General features: G+C 42.2%; 14 protein-coding genes and 2 tRNA genes. 14 read left to right on the top strand and 2 right to left on the bottom strand.

Annotated elements, in window-relative coordinates; translation table 11 throughout:
- Positions 1 to 2: 2 nt before the first annotated feature.
- From V470_06365 to V470_06355, 4 genes are all read left to right on the top strand, one after another.
- A complete protein-coding gene (locus V470_06365; protein ID AHZ48042.1) occupies positions 3 to 830 on the top strand; it encodes a haloacid dehalogenase in 828 nt (275 codons plus the stop codon).
- Position 831: 1 nt separating this feature from the next.
- Positions 832 to 1467, top strand: coding sequence for a 1-alkyl-2-acetylglycerophosphocholine esterase (locus V470_06360; GenBank protein ID AHZ48041.1), 636 nt, complete (start codon positions 832 to 834; stop codon positions 1465 to 1467).
- 502 nt (positions 1468 to 1969) lie between these two features.
- A tRNA-Ser gene (locus V470_10690) sits at positions 1970 to 2055 on the top strand.
- 79 nt (positions 2056 to 2134) lie between these two features.
- Positions 2135 to 3070, top strand: coding sequence for a hypothetical protein (locus tag V470_06355; protein AHZ48040.1), 936 nt, complete (start codon positions 2135 to 2137; stop codon positions 3068 to 3070).
- Positions 3071 to 3248: 178 nt separating this feature from the next.
- Here V470_06355 and V470_06350 read toward each other — a convergent pair.
- Positions 3249 to 3336, bottom strand: a tRNA-Ser gene (locus V470_06350).
- A 161-nt stretch (positions 3337 to 3497) separates the two neighbouring features.
- On the opposite strand from V470_06350, the gene V470_06345 reads away from it, so the two are divergent.
- The 4 genes from V470_06345 (at position 3498) to V470_06330 (ending at position 9512) form a co-directional block, all read left to right on the top strand.
- The gene (locus tag V470_06345) at positions 3498 to 4238 is read left to right on the top strand and encodes a DeoR faimly transcriptional regulator (GenBank protein ID AHZ48039.1); all 741 of its coding nucleotides are present in this window, start codon (positions 3498 to 3500) and stop codon (positions 4236 to 4238) included.
- The gene (locus V470_06340) at positions 4235 to 5146 is read left to right on the top strand and encodes a phosphofructokinase (GenBank protein AHZ48038.1); all 912 of its coding nucleotides are present in this window, start codon (positions 4235 to 4237) and stop codon (positions 5144 to 5146) included. The genes V470_06345 and V470_06340 overlap by 4 nt, the downstream gene beginning before the upstream one ends.
- On the top strand, positions 5143 to 7119 hold the full coding sequence (locus tag V470_06335) for a PTS fructose transporter subunit IIC (protein AHZ48037.1): 1977 nt from the start codon (positions 5143 to 5145) through the stop codon (positions 7117 to 7119). Before V470_06340 ends, V470_06335 begins: the two co-directional genes overlap by 4 nt.
- An 86-nt stretch (positions 7120 to 7205) precedes the next feature.
- On the top strand, positions 7206 to 9512 hold the full coding sequence (locus V470_06330) for a cell division protein FtsK (protein ID AHZ48036.1): 2307 nt from the start codon (positions 7206 to 7208) through the stop codon (positions 9510 to 9512).
- 44 nt (positions 9513 to 9556) lie between these two features.
- On the opposite strand, the gene V470_06325 is transcribed toward V470_06330, so the two are convergent.
- On the bottom strand, positions 9557 to 9982 hold the full coding sequence (locus tag V470_06325; GenBank protein ID AHZ48035.1) for a hypothetical protein: 426 nt from the start codon (positions 9980 to 9982) through the stop codon (positions 9557 to 9559).
- 137 nt (positions 9983 to 10119) lie between these two features.
- On the opposite strand from V470_06325, the gene V470_06320 reads away from it, so the two are divergent.
- The 6 genes from V470_06320 to V470_06295 all read left to right on the top strand — a co-directional run bounded on the left by V470_06320 (position 10120) and on the right by V470_06295 (position 16414).
- Positions 10120 to 11262, top strand: coding sequence for an aminotransferase V (locus V470_06320; protein AHZ48034.1), 1143 nt, complete (start codon positions 10120 to 10122; stop codon positions 11260 to 11262).
- Between the two features lie 8 nt (positions 11263 to 11270).
- On the top strand, positions 11271 to 12485 hold the full coding sequence (locus V470_06315) for a thiamine biosynthesis protein ThiI (protein ID AHZ48033.1): 1215 nt from the start codon (positions 11271 to 11273) through the stop codon (positions 12483 to 12485).
- 137 nt (positions 12486 to 12622) lie between these two features.
- A complete protein-coding gene (locus V470_06310) occupies positions 12623 to 13447 on the top strand; it encodes an esterase (GenBank protein ID AHZ48032.1) in 825 nt (274 codons plus the stop codon).
- A gap of 20 nt (positions 13448 to 13467) precedes the next feature.
- Positions 13468 to 14208 carry an esterase gene (locus V470_06305; GenBank protein ID AHZ48031.1) on the top strand — a complete coding sequence of 247 codons (741 nt, stop codon included), beginning with the start codon at positions 13468 to 13470 and terminating at the stop codon, positions 14206 to 14208.
- Between the two features lie 12 nt (positions 14209 to 14220).
- The gene (locus tag V470_06300; GenBank protein ID AHZ48030.1) at positions 14221 to 15387 is read left to right on the top strand and encodes a carbamoyl phosphate synthase large subunit; all 1167 of its coding nucleotides are present in this window, start codon (positions 14221 to 14223) and stop codon (positions 15385 to 15387) included.
- Positions 15388 to 15544: 157 nt separating this feature from the next.
- Positions 15545 to 16414 (top strand): glycerol ABC transporter permease, encoded by an 870-nt coding sequence (locus V470_06295; protein ID AHZ48029.1) that lies wholly within the window; start codon positions 15545 to 15547, stop codon positions 16412 to 16414.
- Positions 16415 to 16448: the final 34 nt, after the last annotated feature.

The raw sequence follows: 16448 nt of genomic DNA, 5'->3' as shown, positions 1-16448 counted from the left end.
TGATGACGATTAAATTAATTGCAACAGACATGGATGGAACCTTGTTAGACCAGAGGGGGCAGCTAGATTTGCCCCGCTTGGAAAAGATTTTAGATCAGCTGGATCAAAGGGATATCCGTTTTGTCATTGCAACGGGGAATGAAGTTCACCGTATGAGGCAATTACTGGAGCACTTGGCGAGTAGAGTAGTTCTAGTCGTTGCCAATGGGGCGCGTATTTTTGAAAACAATAGACTGATTCAAGCGCAGACCTGGGATGATGCTATGGTTGACAAGGCTTTATTTCATTTTAAAGGGAGAGAGTGCCGAGATCAGTTTGTCGTAACAGGTATGAAGGGTGGTTTTGTCAAGAAAGGGACTGTTTTTACAGACCTAGAAAAATTTATGACACCAGAGATGATCGAAAAATTCTATCAACGAATGAATTTTGTGGAAGACTTGCAAGCTGCCCTCTTCGGTGGAGTGTTAAAGATGAGCATGGTTGTTGGTAAAGAACGCTCTAGTTCTGTTTTGCAGGAAATTAATGACCTATTTAATGGACGCGTAAGAGCTGTTTCCAGCGGTTATGGTTGTATTGATATCCTACAGGCTGGTGTTCACAAGGCCTGGGGATTAGAAGAATTACTCAAGCGCTGGAATTTGAAATCGGAACAAATCATGGCCTTTGGTGATAGTGAAAACGATGTCGAAATGTTAGAGCTGGCTGGAATTGCCTATGCGATGGAAAATGCAGATGATAATGTCAAGGCAGTTGCGACTGCCCTAGCACCAGCCAACAGCAAGGCGGGTGTGTATCAAGTTCTAGAGAATTGGTTAGAGAAAGAGGGATAGGGTGGCAGTACAGTTATTAGAGAATTGGCTCTTAAAGGAGCAGGCAAAGATTCAAACCAAGTATCGTGAATTGAATCAAGTATCTGTTCTAGAGCCAGATATCATCTTTATTGGTGATTCGATAGTGGAATATTACCCTCTTCAAGAGTTGTTTGGGACTGCCAAGACGATTGTTAATCGAGGCATCCGAGGTTACCAGACGGGGTTTCTACTAGACAATCTTGATTCCCATCTGTATGGTGATGCTGTGGATCAAATTGTTCTCCTAATAGGGACAAATGATATTGGAAAAGATATTCCCATGAATGATGCTTTGGATAATCTTGAGCGTGTAATCCAATCGATTGCCCGAGATTATCCGCTGTCACAAATAAAGCTCCTTTCCATTTTGCCAGTCAATGAGGGAGAGAAATACAAGCAGACTGTTTATATCCGAACCAATGAAAAGATTAGAGAATGGAATCAAGCCTATGAGGCTCTAGCATCCGCCTATATGCAGGTAGATTTTGTGCCGATTTATGATAGTTTGACAGATTCAGAAGGGCAACTTCAATCAGCCTATACAACGGATGGCCTCCATCTAAGTGTAGCCGGTTATCAAGCCTTATCAGAAGCCTTAAAAGGGGTTCTTTTCTAAAGAAACGGCTTGATTTTGCATTTTTTTTGAAGATAGGTTATAATAGTTCTAACATCCTGGGGTCGTTACGGATTCGACAGGCATTATGAGGCATATTTTGCAACCCGTGTAGCGACGTAAACGCTCAGTTAAATATAACTGCAAAAAATAACACTTCTTACGCTCTAGCTGCCTAAAAACCAGCAGGCGTGACCTGATTTGGATTGCTCGTGTTCAATAACAGGTCTTATGATTAGCGAGATACGATCAAGCCTTGTCTAGTGGTTTGATAAGAGATTAATAGACTCGCAGTTCCTAGGCTTGAGTTATGTGTCGAGGGACTGTTAAAACAATACATAACCTATGGTTGTAGACAAATATGTTAGCAGGTGTTTGGACGTGGGTTCGACTCCCACCGGCTCCATTATGAACAGGTATACAGTAGATTTTTTCCAAATTGTATCCTTTGTAGTATCCTATTTATTCTAGTGTGTTAGTGGAGAATTACTCAAGAGGCTGAAGAGGACGGTTTGCTAAAGCTGAAGAGGACGGTTTGCTAAATCGTTAGGTCGGGTAACTGGCGCGGGGGTTCGAATCCCCCATTCTCCGTTAGATAAACCCAGTGTTTTTCTAAGCAACTATCCTTGGAGGTGGTCTCCAAGAGTAAATTTTCATAATGAGGTGAAACATGAAAAAGATCAAGTTACTAAGTATCTTAGCACTTTCAACAGTTGTCTTGGGTGCATGTTCTGTATTTTCTAATCAGTCATCTGAAGCATCTTCTGATAACAAGGAGAATACGGAACAAGTTGAGAAGAAAGATGAAGCAGAAGAAGTTAAGGAAAAAGTTACAAAAGATGCTGAAATTCTCTTAGACTCAGTTCTCACTAGCGACTCTAGTCGATTTAAGAAGATTTATGGCGAAACCTATGAAAAATGGACTGAGGCCATTTTTGCAGTGCAAACAAGTGAAAAAATCAAAGAAGAAGGTCTTTCACCTGCATCTACCTACTCAGTACAATGGCACAAAGATTTCCCTGTAGAAACTCCAGAAGAAACCATTTCAGGTTTCTTGAAGATGAAACGCAAGTTATTCCAAGATATCGGTTCTTACACTGTTAAAGATGTGAAGGTTGATGAATCAGGCAATACTGCGACTGTTACTTTTAACTCTAAGAAGTTGCATTCTAAAGGGTTGACTTCATCAATTCGAGAAGTTCTAACAATTCTTATTGGTGGTATCGATAACTTAGGTAAGTACAACCAAGCTGGTTCAAACGTCGACATCAAGCGTTACCAAACATTGGTGACATATTGGATTTACGAACACCTCTTCAGAAAAGATTTTGCTACCTACAGTGATGTAGATGCTGAAGCTGCTCTTACACCTCTTACTACTGGAGATTTTGATACAGAAATCAAACTAACCAAGGATAAGGATGGAAACTGGCTGATTTCTCAAGAAGATTATCGTACTTTATCAACTGAGTTAATGGATACTACTGAGGGATATGATAAGGTTGATCGTAAGAACTCTACAAAATCTAAGAGCAAATCAACAGACAAATCTACTGATAAATCAACAGACAAATCTTCAGATAAAAAAGATAAAAGCAATATCTAATCCTAATTCATAAAAAAACAAGTAGTCTATTAAGACTACTTGTTTTTTTATGAATTAGGATAGGGAAGGATACAGAAAAATGTGATGTGATAGTTAGAGTAACTCAGCCTTTCATTTCTAGATATTGTTCTTAGAACGATAAAAAAACTGCATTGAGGTGCAGTTTTTCTTTTTTCTACGGAAGACATGGGATTCGAACCCACGCACGCTGTTACACGCCTACCGCGTTTCCAACACGGCCTCTTAAGCCTCTTGAGTAATCTTCCAATACTTACTCAAATAGTCTACCATAAAGCCACTTATCTTGCAATAAAAATTTTGGAAATAAGAAAAATGATAGAATTTGAAAGAAAATGATAAAAATTGCTTGACTTTGCCAGAAATTGTGCTAGAATGAATAGTGTAAACGATAACAGGAGGTGATTTGGTGTTAAAAACTGAGCGGAAGCAACTGATTTTAGAGGAGTTAAATCAACATCATGTAGTTTCCTTAGAAAAATTGGTTAGTCTATTAGAAACATCAGAATCAACGGTTCGAAGGGATTTGGATGAGTTGGAAGCAGAAAATAAGCTTCGCCGGGTGCATGGTGGAGCAGAATTGCCCCACTCCTTGCAGGAAGAAGAAACCATTCAAGAAAAATCTGTCAAAAACCTTCAAGAGAAGAAGCTACTGGCTCAGAAAGCAGCCTCTCTTATTAAGGAAAAAGATGTTATTTTTATCGATGCTGGAACGACAACTGCTTTTTTAATCAAGGAATTGGTTAATAAGAATATCACAGTTGTGACCAACTCCATTCACCATGCGGTTCAGTTGGTTGAAAAACAGATTCCAACTGTCATGGTTGGAGGAAGTGTCAAAATGGCAACAGATGCATGTATCGGTGGTGTTGCTCTTAACCAAATCAATCAATTGCACTTTGACCGTGCCTTTATTGGGATGAATGGTGTAGACGATGGTTATTATACGACTCCTGATATGGAGGAGGGAGCCGTTAAGCGTGCTATTTTAGAGAATGCCAAACAAACCTATGTCTTAGTCGATTCGTCTAAGATTGGACAAACTTGCTTTGCCAAGGTAGCACCTCTCAAACGCGCTATTGTCGTCACAAGTCAAGGGCATGAGCTCTTGCAGGCTATTAAGAAGAAAACGGAGGTAATAGAAGTATGATTTATACAGTCACACTCAATCCATCCATTGACTATATCGTGCGCTTGGATAAAGTAAAAGTTGGTAGTGTCAATCGTATGGATAGTGATGATAAGTTTGCTGGTGGGAAAGGAATCAATGTCAGTCGTGTCTTGAAACGCTTGGGTATTCCCAATACAGCGACTGGATTTATCGGAGGATTTACTGGTAAATTTATCACAGATACCCTTTCAGAGGAAGAAATCGAAACTCGTTTTGTCCAAGTAGCAGAAGATACTCGCATCAATGTCAAGATTAAAGCAGACCAAGAAACAGAAATCAACGGGACTGGTCCAAATGTGGAACCGGCTCAGCTAGAAGAGTTGAAAGCTATTTTGTCTAGTTTGACTGCAGAAGATACGGTGGTGTTTGCAGGTTCAAGTGCTAAGAATCTAGGTAATGTTATCTACAAAGATTTGATTGCCTTGACACGCCAGACTGGTGCGCAAGTGGTTTGTGACTTTGAAGGACAGACCTTGATTGATAGTTTGGACTACCAGCCACTTTTGGTTAAACCAAATAATCACGAACTTGGAGCTATCTTTGGAGTGAAACTCGAAAGTTTAGATGAAATCGAGAACTACGCGCGAGAGTTACTGGCTAAAGGTGCTCAAAACGTCATTATCTCTATGGCTGGGGACGGGGCCCTTCTTGTCACATCTGAGGGAGCTTACTTCGCTAAACCCATCAAGGGAACAGTGAAAAACTCTGTCGGAGCTGGCGACTCAATGGTTGCTGGGTTTACAGGTGAATTTGTCAAATCAAAAGACGCAGTAGAAGCCTTCAAATGGGGAGTAGCTTGTGGAACAGCAACGACCTTCTCGGATGACTTGGCAACAGTGGAATTTATTAAAGAAACATATGAAAAAGTTGAGGTAGAAAAACGATGAAAATTCAAGACTTATTGAGAAAAGATGTTATGTTGCTGGATTTGCAGGCAACTGAAAAAAATGCTGTCATTGAAGAGATGATTAAAAGCTTGGTAGATCACGGTTATGTGACAGATTTTGAAACCTTTAAAGAAGGAATTATGGCGCGTGAAGCTCTCACTTCCACTGGTTTGGGTGACGGAATTGCTATGCCACACAGCAAGAACTCTGCTGTAAAAGAAGCGACAGTTCTTTTTGCTAAGTCAAACAAGGGTGTTGACTATGAGAGTTTGGATGGGCAACCAACTGATCTCTTCTTCATGATTGCGGCTCCAGAAGGTGCCAATGATACTCACTTAGCAGCCTTGGCAGAATTGTCTCAATACTTGATGAAAGACGGTTTCGCTGACAAACTTCGTCAAGTAACATCTGCTGACCAAGTCATTGAACTCTTTGACCAAGCTTCAGAAAAAGCTGAGGAACCTGTTCAAGCACCTGTAAATGAATCTGCTGACTTTATCGTTGCTGTTACGGCTTGTACAACAGGTATTGCCCATACTTACATGGCCCAAGAAGCCCTTCAAAAAGTGGCTGCTGAAATGGGTGTTGGCATCAAGGTTGAAACCAACGGTGCTAGCGGTGTTGGCAACAAATTGACAGCAGAAGATATCCGCAAGGCTAAAGCCGTGATTATCGCAGCAGACAAGGCAGTTGAGATGAATCGTTTTGACGGCAAACCGTTAATTAAACGACCCGTTGCAGATGGTATTCGTAAGACGGAAGAACTTATCAATCTGGCTCTTTCAGGGAATGCTGAAGTTTACAAGGCCGCTAATGGTGGAGCAGTAGAAGAAAACAATGAGAAGCTAAGCCTTGGTGCTGCTTTCTATAAACACCTAATGAGTGGTGTTTCTCAAATGTTGCCATTCGTTATTGGTGGCGGGATTATGATTGCCATCTCATTCTTGCTCGACCAAGGAGTTCCTAAAGACCAATTGAGTCACTTGGGGAGTTATAATGGTTTGTCCGCTCTATTCAATCAGATTGGCGGAGCAGCCTTCGGTTTCATGGTTCCTGTATTAGCCGCTTATATTGCTTACTCTATTGCTGAAAAACCAGGATTGGTGGCTGGTTTTGTGGCAGGTGCAATTGCTAAAGCAGGTATTGCATATGGAAATATCCCTATATATAAAGATCTTGCGGATAAAACTCCAAAAGAAGTTCAAGAAATCTTGCAATCTCTGGCTAACTCTCAAGTATCATCTGGATTCCTCGGAGCTCTAGTAGGTGGTTTCTTAGCTGGTGGTATCGTGCTCTTGCTAAAAAAATATATTAAGGTTCCTCGTTCACTTGAAGGAGTGAAGTCAATCCTTCTTCTTCCTTTGCTAGGTGTTGCTCTTACAGGATTTGCTATGTTGGCGGTTAATATTCCAATGTCAGCTATTAATACATCTCTTAATAACTTCCTTACGAGCTTGGAAGGCACCTCAGCAGTCTTTCTCGGTCTCTTGGTTGGAGGTATGATGGCTGTTGATATGGGCGGACCAGTCAATAAAGCCGCCTATACTGTAGGTACGCTTTCTTTAGCTGATTCATTGACAAGTGGTGGTTCAACTGTTATGGCAGCGGTTATGGCTGCTGGTATGGTTCCTCCTTTAGCAGTATTTGTAGCAACTATTCTTTACAAGAACAAATTTACGCAAGAAGAGCGTGACTCTGGAATTACAAACATTGTCATGGGGCTTTCCTTCATCACAGAAGGAGCGATTCCATTTGGTGCTGCTGATCCAGCTCGCGCTATCCCAAGCTTTATCGTAGGTTCTGCACTAACAGGTGCACTTGTAGGTTTATCTGGTCTTAAACTCATGGCTCCTCACGGAGGAATCTTCGTTATCGCTTTGACAAACAATCCAATTCTTTACTTGGTATATGTATTGATTGGAGCGGTAGTCAGTGGAATCCTCTTTGGTTACCTTCGCAAGCCACAAGCATAAAATGGATTAGAGTAGAAAGATTGTTACCATTTAGTACAATCTTTTTCTCTATTCGAAATGGCTGTGAAATATGGTATAATAGAAGAATGGCAAATAAGAATACTAGTAAAACAAGACGGAGACCGTCTAAAGCAGAACTCGAAAGAAAACAAGCTATTCAGAGGATGTTGATTTCCTTAGGGATTGCCTTATTGTTGATTATTGCAGCCCTCAAGCTCGGTGCGGCGGGTATCACCCTTTATAATCTCATTCGACTGTTGGTTGGAAGTTTGGCCTATGTGGCCATAGGTGGCCTCCTCATCTATCTTTTTCTTTTTAAATGGATCCGCAAGCAGGAGGGACTTCTGTCAGGCTTTCTCTGTATCTTCGCTGGCTTACTCTTAATTTTTGAGGCTTACCTTGTCTGGAAATTTGGCTTGGAGCAGGCAGTTCTAAAAGGGACCTTGTCTCAAGTTATGACGGACCTGACTGGTATGCGGGTGACTAGCTTCGCTGGTGGAGGCCTGCTTGGTGTCGGACTTTATATCCCCATAGCCTTTCTTTTCTCCAATATCGGGTCGTACTTTATTGGAGTTCTTTTGATTCTAGTTGGGGCACTCTTAGTTAGTCCTTGGTCTATTTACGATGTTGCAGCCTTTATTGGCGCTCAGTTCAGATCCTTCATGGCAAAACAGGAACAGAGAAAACAGGAACGCTTCATCAAGAGAGAAGAAGAGAAGACTCGTCAAGAAGCTGAAGAAGCAGCAAGAATTCAGAGAGAACTAGAAGAGCAGGATGCGCTGCCGCTTCCTCCTGTAGATCCTGAAACGGGAGAAATCTTATCAGAGGTACCAGACTACGATTTCCACCCAATTCCTGAGGAAGAATGGATTGAACCAGAGATTATCCTTCCTCAAGCTGACCTTGAAGTTCCAGATGTGGAAGAAGACTTTGAGGATGAAGAGGTGCAGGTTGATTTTTCTGCCAAAGAAGCCCTTGAATACAAACTGCCAAGCTTGCAACTCTTTGCGCCAGATAAACCCAAAGATCAGTCCAAGGAAAAGAAGATTGTTCGAGAAAATATCAAAATCCTAGAAGAAACCTTTGCCAGCTTTGGTATCAAGGTGACGGTGGAACGGGCTGAAATTGGGCCATCAGTTACCAAGTATGAAGTCAAGCCAGCAGTTGGTGTACGGGTTAACCGTATTTCCAATCTGGCAGACGACTTAGCGCTAGCTCTAGCAGCTAAGGATGTTCGGATAGAGGCTCCAATCCCTGGTAAATCCTTAGTCGGAATTGAGGTTCCTAACTCTGAGATTGCGACTGTTTCCTTCCGTGAACTCTGGGAACAGTCTCAGACTAAACCAGAAAATCTCCTCGAAATTCCTCTAGGGAAGGCGGTCAATGGAACGGCTCGCACCTTTGACCTTTCCAAGATGCCCCACCTACTGGTTGCAGGTTCGACGGGATCAGGGAAGTCAGTCGCAGTTAACGGTATTATCGCGAGCATTCTGATGAAAGCAAGACCCGACCAGGTCAAGTTTATGATGGTGGATCCAAAGATGGTTGAGTTATCTGTTTACAATGACATTCCTCACCTCTTGATTCCAGTTGTGACCAATCCACGCAAGGCCAGCAAGGCTCTGCAAAAGGTTGTGGATGAGATGGAAAACCGTTACGAACTCTTCGCTAAGGTTGGTGTGCGAAATATCGCTGGCTACAATGCCAAGGTCGAGGAATTTAATAGCCAATCTGAGTACAAACAAGTACCGCTTCCTTTGATTGTTGTCATTGTGGATGAGTTGGCAGACCTCATGATGGTGGCTAGCAAGGAAGTAGAAGATGCCATCATTCGTCTCGGACAGAAGGCGCGTGCTGCAGGGATTCACATGATTCTCGCAACACAGCGCCCATCGGTTGATGTCATCTCTGGTCTCATTAAAGCCAATGTCCCATCTCGTGTGGCTTTTGCAGTTTCATCAGGTACAGATTCACGAACCATCTTGGATGAGAATGGAGCAGAAAAACTGCTTGGTCGAGGAGATATGCTCTTTAAACCAATTGATGAAAATCATCCAGTCCGTCTGCAAGGCTCCTTTATCTCGGATGATGATGTTGAACGTATCGTAAACTTCATCAAGGCTCAGGCAGATGCGGACTACGATGAAAGCTTTGACCCAGGAGATGTTCCTGAAAATGAAGGAGATTTTTCTGATGGTGAAGCTGGTGGCGATCCGCTTTTTGAAGAAGCCAAGGCTTTGGTTATCGAAACCCAGAAAGCTAGTGCTTCGATGATTCAGCGTCGTTTGTCAGTTGGATTTAATCGTGCGACCCGCCTGATGGAAGAACTCGAAATGGCAGGTGTTATCGGTCCAGCTGAAGGAACCAAACCACGAAAAGTATTGCAACAATAAAAAAATAGCTTCTTTCCAAGTTTGGAAAGAAGCTATTTTTTTGATTACTGATTCGTTTTAGTTTCAGAACTCGTCGTATTTGACTGTGTTCCATTATCGCTTGTTTCTTTATTTGTAGCTGGTGTAGAAGAGTCCTGAGTTGTTGTTTTCTGATCTTCTTTTTTCTCCTCTTTTTTATTGGATTGAGAAGTTTCTTCTTGCGTGGTATTTTCTTTAGTAGAAGTGTTGTCCCTGTTAGGTGTAGTATTTTCCTGAGGGGATTCCTTTTGAATTTCTTTGACAACAGTTGTTTGGGTTGTCGTCGGTTCTTTTTTGTTGTTTTTGTTATTATCCATGGCGTTCATGATGGTGATAGTAGCGGTGATGAGACCAAGGATACTACCGATGGTAGCAATCGTTTTTTGAAAGACAGTAAATCCCTTTTTGATGTGTTCTGTTTTTGGTTTTGAAGTTCTACGATAGTTAGACATGATACTCTCCTTTAATTATGATTTATTATACCTCATTTCTTTAAAAAAATCTTAAAAAAAGAGAAACCTCCCTTTCTTGTCGCAGGTCTCTTTTCGTGATACAATAGAAGGAGTGATTTTAGAAAGCGTGAGAAAACATGATCTACTTTGATAATTCGGCGACAACCAAGCCTTATCCTGAAGCACTTGAAACCTACATGCAGGTCGCTTCAAAAATTGTAGGAAATCCATCTAGTCTCCATCGTTTGGGAGATCAGGCAACACGAATTTTAGATGCTTCCCGGCAGCAAATTGCAGATTTGATTGGCAAGAAAAGTGATGAAATCTTCTTTACCTCAGGTGGTACAGAAGGAGATAACTGGGTCATCAAGGGTGTGGCCTTTGAAAAAGCCCAGTTTGGCAAGCACATTATTGTGTCAGCTATTGAACATCCAGCAGTCAAGGAATCAGCCCTTTGGCTTAAAAGTCAAGGTTTTGAGGTGGATATTGCCCCAGTTGATAGCAGAGGATTTGTGGATGTTGAGGCTCTAGCGAATTTGATACGACCTGATACGATCCTCGTTTCCATCATGGCAGTTAACAATGAAATCGGCTCTATCCAGCCTATTGAGGCTATTTCGAAACTGTTAGCAGATAAGCCGACCATTTCTTTCCACGTTGATGCAGTTCAGGCACTTGCTAAGATTCCGACTGAAAACTATCTGACGGATCGAGTGGATTTTGCGACCTTTTCGAGCCATAAGTTTCATGGTGTCAGAGGTGTTGGCTTTGTCTACATCAAGTCTGGTAAGAGGATCATGCCTCTTTTAACAGGTGGTGGTCAAGAGGGAGACTATCGTTCGACAACTGAGAATGTAGCAGGGATTGCAGCAACAGCCAAGGCCCTCCGTTTGTCTATGGAAAAATTAGCTATCTTTGCTAGCAAGACAGGGCAGATGAAGGCAGTCATTCGTCAAGCCCTTCTGGATTATCCAGATATTTTTGTCTTTTCGGATGAGGAAGACTTTGCCCCTCATATCCTGACTTTTGGGATTAAGGGGGTTCGTGGAGAAGTCATCGTTCATGCATTTGAAGACTATGATATTTTCATTTCCACAACCTCTGCTTGTTCGTCCAAGGCTGGGAAACCTGCGGGGACCTTGATTGCCATGGGAGTGGACAAGGATAAGGCCCAGTCAGCTGTGCGTCTTAGCCTAGACCTTGAAAATGATATGAGTCAGGTTGAGCAGTTTTTGACCAAGCTAAAATTAATTTACAATCAAACTAGAAAAGTAAGATAGGAGCATTTATGCAATATTCAGAAATTATGATTCGCTATGGAGAATTGTCAACCAAACACAAAAATCGTATGCGTTTCATCAATAAACTTCGTAATAATATTTCGGACGTTTTGTCCATCTATCCTCAAGTTAAGGTAACCGCAGACCGCGACCGTGCCCACGCTTACCTGAATGGAGCTGATTATACAGCAGTAGCAGAATCTCTCAAACAAGTCTTTGGGATCCAAAACTTTTCTCCCGTTTATAAAGTTGAAAAGTCTGTAGAAGTCCTTAAATCAGCTGTCCAAGAGATTATGAAGGAAATCTATAAGGAAGGGATGACCTTTAAAATCACTAGTAAGCGTAGCGACCACAACTTCGAATTGGATAGTCGTGAACTTAATCAAACTCTTGGTGGTGCTGTTTTCGAGGCTATTCCAAACGTGCAAGCTCAGATGAAAAATCCAGATATTAATCTTCAGGTTGAGATTCGTGAGGAGGCTGCCTATCTTTCCTATGAAACCTTTCGTGGAGCAGGAGGATTACCTGTGGGAAGTTCTGGTAAAGGCATGCTCATGTTGTCAGGAGGGATTGACTCACCTGTAGCAGGTTATCTAGCTCTTAAACGAGGGGTAGATATTGAGGCGGTTCACTTTGCTAGCCCGCCATATACTAGTCCTGGTGCCCTCAAGAAAGCCCACGATTTGACTCGGAAATTGACCAAGTTTGGTGGCAATATCCAGTTTATTGAGGTGCCTTTCACTGAGATTCAAGAGGAAATCAAGGCTAAGGCGCCAGAAGCCTACCTTATGACCTTGACGCGTCGTTTTATGATGCGCATTACCGACCGTATCCGTGAGGTACGAAATGGTTTAGTTATCATCAATGGGGAAAGTCTTGGTCAAGTAGCGAGCCAAACTTTGGAAAGCATGCAGACTATCAACGCTGTGACTAGCACTCCAATTATTCGTCCCGTGGTTACGATGGACAAGTTGGAAATCATTGACATCGCGCAGGAAATCGATACCTTTGAAATTTCAATTCAGCCTTTTGAGGACTGCTGTACTATTTTTGCGCCTGATCGTCCTAAGACTAATCCTAAGATAGAGAATGCTGAGCAGTATGAAAAAAGGATGGATGTTGAAGGTTTGGTTGAGCGTGCAGTGGCAGGGATTATGATCACGAAGATTACACCACAAGCTGAAAAAGATGCTGTCGATGAGTTAATTGATAATCTCCTCTAATCAGAAAAACCAGAAGAATTTAGAATATTAAGTGAGAAAAGTTAGTTATTTATCCCTTAAAATGGACAATTACTGACTTTTTTTCTATTTTTATGGTATAATGAGATAAAATTTTGAATATAGAGAGTTTTCTGACAATGAATCATTCCTACTTTTACTTAAAAATGAAAGAACACAAACTCAAAGTTCCTTATACAGGAAAGGAGCGTCGTGTGCGTGTGCTCCTGCCAAAGGACTACGAGAAAGACACAGACCGTTTTTACCCTGTTGTTTACTTTCATGATGGGCAAAATGTCTTTTACAGCAAGGAGTCCTATATCGGTCACTCTTGGAAGATTATTCCAGCTATTAAGCGAAATCCTGACATCAGTCGCATGATTGTTGTTGCTATTGACAATGATGGCTTGGGGAGGATGCATGAGTACGCTGCTTGGAAGTTCCAAGAATCTCCTATCCCAGGTCAACAGTTTGGCGGTAAGGGTGTGGAGTATGCCGAGTTTGTCATGGAAGTGGTCAAGCCTTTTATCGATGAAACCTATCGTACCAAAGCTGATCGCCAGCATACGGCTATGATTGGTTCGTCACTAGGAGGCAATATTACTCAGTTTATCGGACTAGAGTACCAAGACCGAATTGGTTGTCTAGGTGTCTTCTCATCTGCTAACTGGCTTCACCAAGAAGCCTTTAACCGCTATATCGAGCGCAAGAAATTGTCGCCTGAACAGCGCATTTTCATCTATGTAGGAACAGAAGAAGCAGACGATACGGACAAGACCTTGATGGCTGGCAATATCAAGCAAGCCTATATCGATTCGTCGCTTCGCTATTACCGTGATTTGATTGCAGGTGGAGTACACTTGGATAATCTTGTTTTGAAAGTTCAGTCTGGTGCTATCCATAGTGAGATTCCATGGTCGGAAAATTTACCAGACTGTCTCCGATTTTTTGCAGAGAAATGGTAAGTTAGGAAAGGAGAAAGCCAATGCATATTGAAAACCTTAGCCACTGGAGTGGCCATCTCAACCGTGAAATGTATCTCAACCGTTATGGACATGCTGGGATTCCAGTTGTTGTTTTTGCTTCATCTGGTGGCAGTCACAATGAATACTATGATTTTGGCATGATTGATGCCTGTGCTTCCTTTATCGAGGAGGGCCGCGTCCAGTTCTTTACGCTATCCAGTGTGGACAGTGAGAGCTGGCTGGCTACTTGGAAAAATGCTCATGACCAGGCGGAGATGCACCGCGCCTACGAACGCTATGTAATTGAGGAGGCCATTCCTTTTATCAAGCATAAGACAGGTTGGTTTGATGGCATGATGACGACAGGATGCTCAATGGGGGCTTACCATGCACTTAATTTCTTTCTCCAGCATCCAGATGTCTTTACCAAGGTGATTGCCCTCAGTGGTGTTTACGACGCACGTTTCTTTGTTGGCGATTACTACAATGACGATGCTATTTACCAAAACTCGCCAGTAGATTATATCTGGAATCAAAACGACGGCTGGTTTATTGATCGTTACCGTCAGGCAGAAATCGTCGTTTGTACGGGACTTGGTGCCTGGGAACAAGATGGTCTGCCATCTTTCTACAAGCTCAAAGAAGCCTTTGACCAGAAACAAATTCCAGCCTGGTTTGCTGAATGGGGACACGATGTAGCCCATGACTGGGAATGGTGGCGTAAACAAATGCCTTATTTTCTTGGACACCTGTATCTATAAAAGGAGTTGCCTATGAATTACCTTGTTATTTCTCCCTATTATCCACAAAACTTTCAACAGTTTACTATTGAACTAGCTAGTAAAGGCATCACAGTATTGGGAATTGGTCAAGAACCCTACGAGCAACTGGATGAGCCTTTGCGCAATAGCCTGACCGAGTATTTCCGTGTAGACAATCTTGAGAACATAGACGAAGTTAAGCGTGCTGTTGCCTTTCTTTTCTACAAGCATGGTCCTATCGACCGCATCGAGTCGCACAATGAATACTGGCTTGAACTAGACGCAACACTCAGAGAACAATTCAATGTCTTTGGTGCCAAACCCGAAGATCTTAAAAAAACCAAGTTTAAGTCTGAGATGAAGAAACTCTTCCAGAAGGCAGGCGTACCAGTTGTACCTGGGGCTGTTATCCAGACAGAAGCAGATGTAGACCAAGCAGTCGAGACGATTGGCCTACCAATGATTGCCAAACCTGATAACGGAGTGGGAGCGGCAGCAACCTTTAAGCTTGAGACAGAAGAAGATGTAAATCACTTCAAGGAAGAGTGGGACCATTCTACCGTTTATTTCTTTGAGAAATTTGTCACTTCTAGTGAAATCTGTACCTTTGACGGGCTTGTGGACAAGGATGGCAATATCGTCTTTTCAACGACTTTCGATTATGCCCATACACCACTTGATCTCATGATTTATAAGATGGACAATTCTTACTATGTGCTTAAGGATATGGATCCTAAGCTGCGCAAGTATGGCGAGGCCATCGTCAAAGAATTTGGAATGAGAGAACGCTTTTTCCATATCGAGTTTTTCCGTGACGGGGACGACTACATTGCCATTGAGTACAATAACCGTCCTGCAGGTGGCTTTACCATTGATGTTTATAACTTTGCTCACTCTTTGGACCTCTATCGTGGCTATGCAGCTATTGTCGCAGGAGAAGAGTTCCCAGCATCAGAGTTTGAACCACAATACTGTTTAGCTACATCACGTCGTGCCAATGCAAACTATGTCTATTCAGAAGAAGACTTGCTTGCTAAGTACAGCCAGCAATTCAAGGTCAAAAAAATCATGCCAGCAGCCTTTGCAGAGCTACAAGGGGACTACCTTTATATGCTGACCACTCCGAGTCGCCAAGAGATGGAGCAGATGATTGTAGACTTTGGTAAGCGTCAAGAATAATGATTAGGACAAAAGGAGTTTGGCTCCTTTTGTCCTTTTCTTAAAGATAAGTTAAATAAAGCGTTTTCCATAGATTCTTTTAGAAAAGATATTGCTAAAAGGCCTAAAAATTGATAGAATAAGGATTGTCTAAAAAAATTTAAGGAGAATCTATCAAATGGATTTTACATGGGCTATTAAATATGCCACAGAATTCTTGGGAACTGCTATTTTGATCATTCTTGGTAATGGTGCAGTTGCTAACGTTGAACTTAAAGGTACGAAAGGTCACCAAAGTGGCTGGCTCGTTATCGCGGTTGGTTATGGTATGGGGGTTATGATCCCAGCCTTGATGTTTGGTAATGTATCTGGTAACCACATCAACCCAGCTTTCACTCTTGGACTTGCTGTTAGTGGACTTTTCTCTTGGGAGCAAGTACCATATTACATCCTAGCACAAGTTTTGGGAGCAATCTTTGGTCAAGCTTTGGTTGTAGCGACTCACCGTCCTTACTACTTGAAGACAGAAAATCCAAACAATATCTTGGGTACCTTCTCAACAATTTCAAGCATCGACCACGGTACAAAAGAATCACGTTTTGCAGCTACTGTTAACGGCTTCCTCAATGAGTTTGTAGGTTCATTTGTTCTTTTCTTTGCAGCCCTAGGAATGACTAAAAACTTCTTTGGTGCTGAGGTTCTTCAATACATGAAACAAATGGCTACTCAAGCTGGACAAACTGTTGATTTAAGTGAATTGGCAGTGAAAGCTCAAGTGGCTCCACATACAGCTGCTGGGATCTCAGTTGCGCACTTGGCACTTGGTTTCCTAGTAATGGCCTTGGTAACTTCACTCGGTGGACCTACTGGTCCTGGTTTGAACCCAGCTCGTGACTTTGGACCACGTCTTCTTCACGAACTCCTTCCAAAATCAGTTCTTGGTCAACACAAGGGTGATTCAAAATGGTGGTATGCATGGGTTCCAGTTGTAGCTCCAATTGCAGCGGGTATTGCAGCAGTAGCACTATTCAAACTACTTTACCTATAAGAAACGAAACTGGGGTATCCCAGTTTTTTTGTTA

The organism is Streptococcus sp. VT 162, assembly GCA_000688775.2.
Taxonomy (GTDB): Bacteria; Bacillota; Bacilli; order Lactobacillales; family Streptococcaceae; genus Streptococcus.
Note: the sequence above shows the minus strand (reverse complement) of the source record. Positions and strands in the feature narration are given on the sequence as shown.

Excerpts from the sequence above, each read along its gene's own strand:
- V470_06365 (AHZ48042.1), top strand. The coding sequence starts at position 3 with ATGACGATTAAATTAATTGCAACAGACATGGATGGAACCTTGTTAGAC.
- V470_06355 (AHZ48040.1), top strand. The coding sequence starts at position 2,135 with ATGAAAAAGATCAAGTTACTAAGTATCTTAGCACTTTCAACAGTTGTC.
- V470_06340 (AHZ48038.1), top strand. The coding sequence starts at position 4,235 with ATGATTTATACAGTCACACTCAATCCATCCATTGACTATATCGTGCGC.
- V470_06335 (AHZ48037.1), top strand. The coding sequence starts at position 5,143 with ATGAAAATTCAAGACTTATTGAGAAAAGATGTTATGTTGCTGGATTTG.
- V470_06330 (AHZ48036.1), top strand. The coding sequence starts at position 7,206 with ATGGCAAATAAGAATACTAGTAAAACAAGACGGAGACCGTCTAAAGCA.
- V470_06325 (AHZ48035.1), bottom strand. The coding sequence starts at position 9,982 with ATGTCTAACTATCGTAGAACTTCAAAACCAAAAACAGAACACATCAAA.
- V470_06320 (AHZ48034.1), top strand. The coding sequence starts at position 10,120 with ATGATCTACTTTGATAATTCGGCGACAACCAAGCCTTATCCTGAAGCA.
- V470_06315 (AHZ48033.1), top strand. The coding sequence starts at position 11,271 with ATGCAATATTCAGAAATTATGATTCGCTATGGAGAATTGTCAACCAAA.
- V470_06310 (AHZ48032.1), top strand. The coding sequence starts at position 12,623 with ATGAATCATTCCTACTTTTACTTAAAAATGAAAGAACACAAACTCAAA.
- V470_06305 (AHZ48031.1), top strand. The coding sequence starts at position 13,468 with ATGCATATTGAAAACCTTAGCCACTGGAGTGGCCATCTCAACCGTGAA.
- V470_06300 (AHZ48030.1), top strand. The coding sequence starts at position 14,221 with ATGAATTACCTTGTTATTTCTCCCTATTATCCACAAAACTTTCAACAG.
- V470_06295 (AHZ48029.1), top strand. The coding sequence starts at position 15,545 with ATGGATTTTACATGGGCTATTAAATATGCCACAGAATTCTTGGGAACT.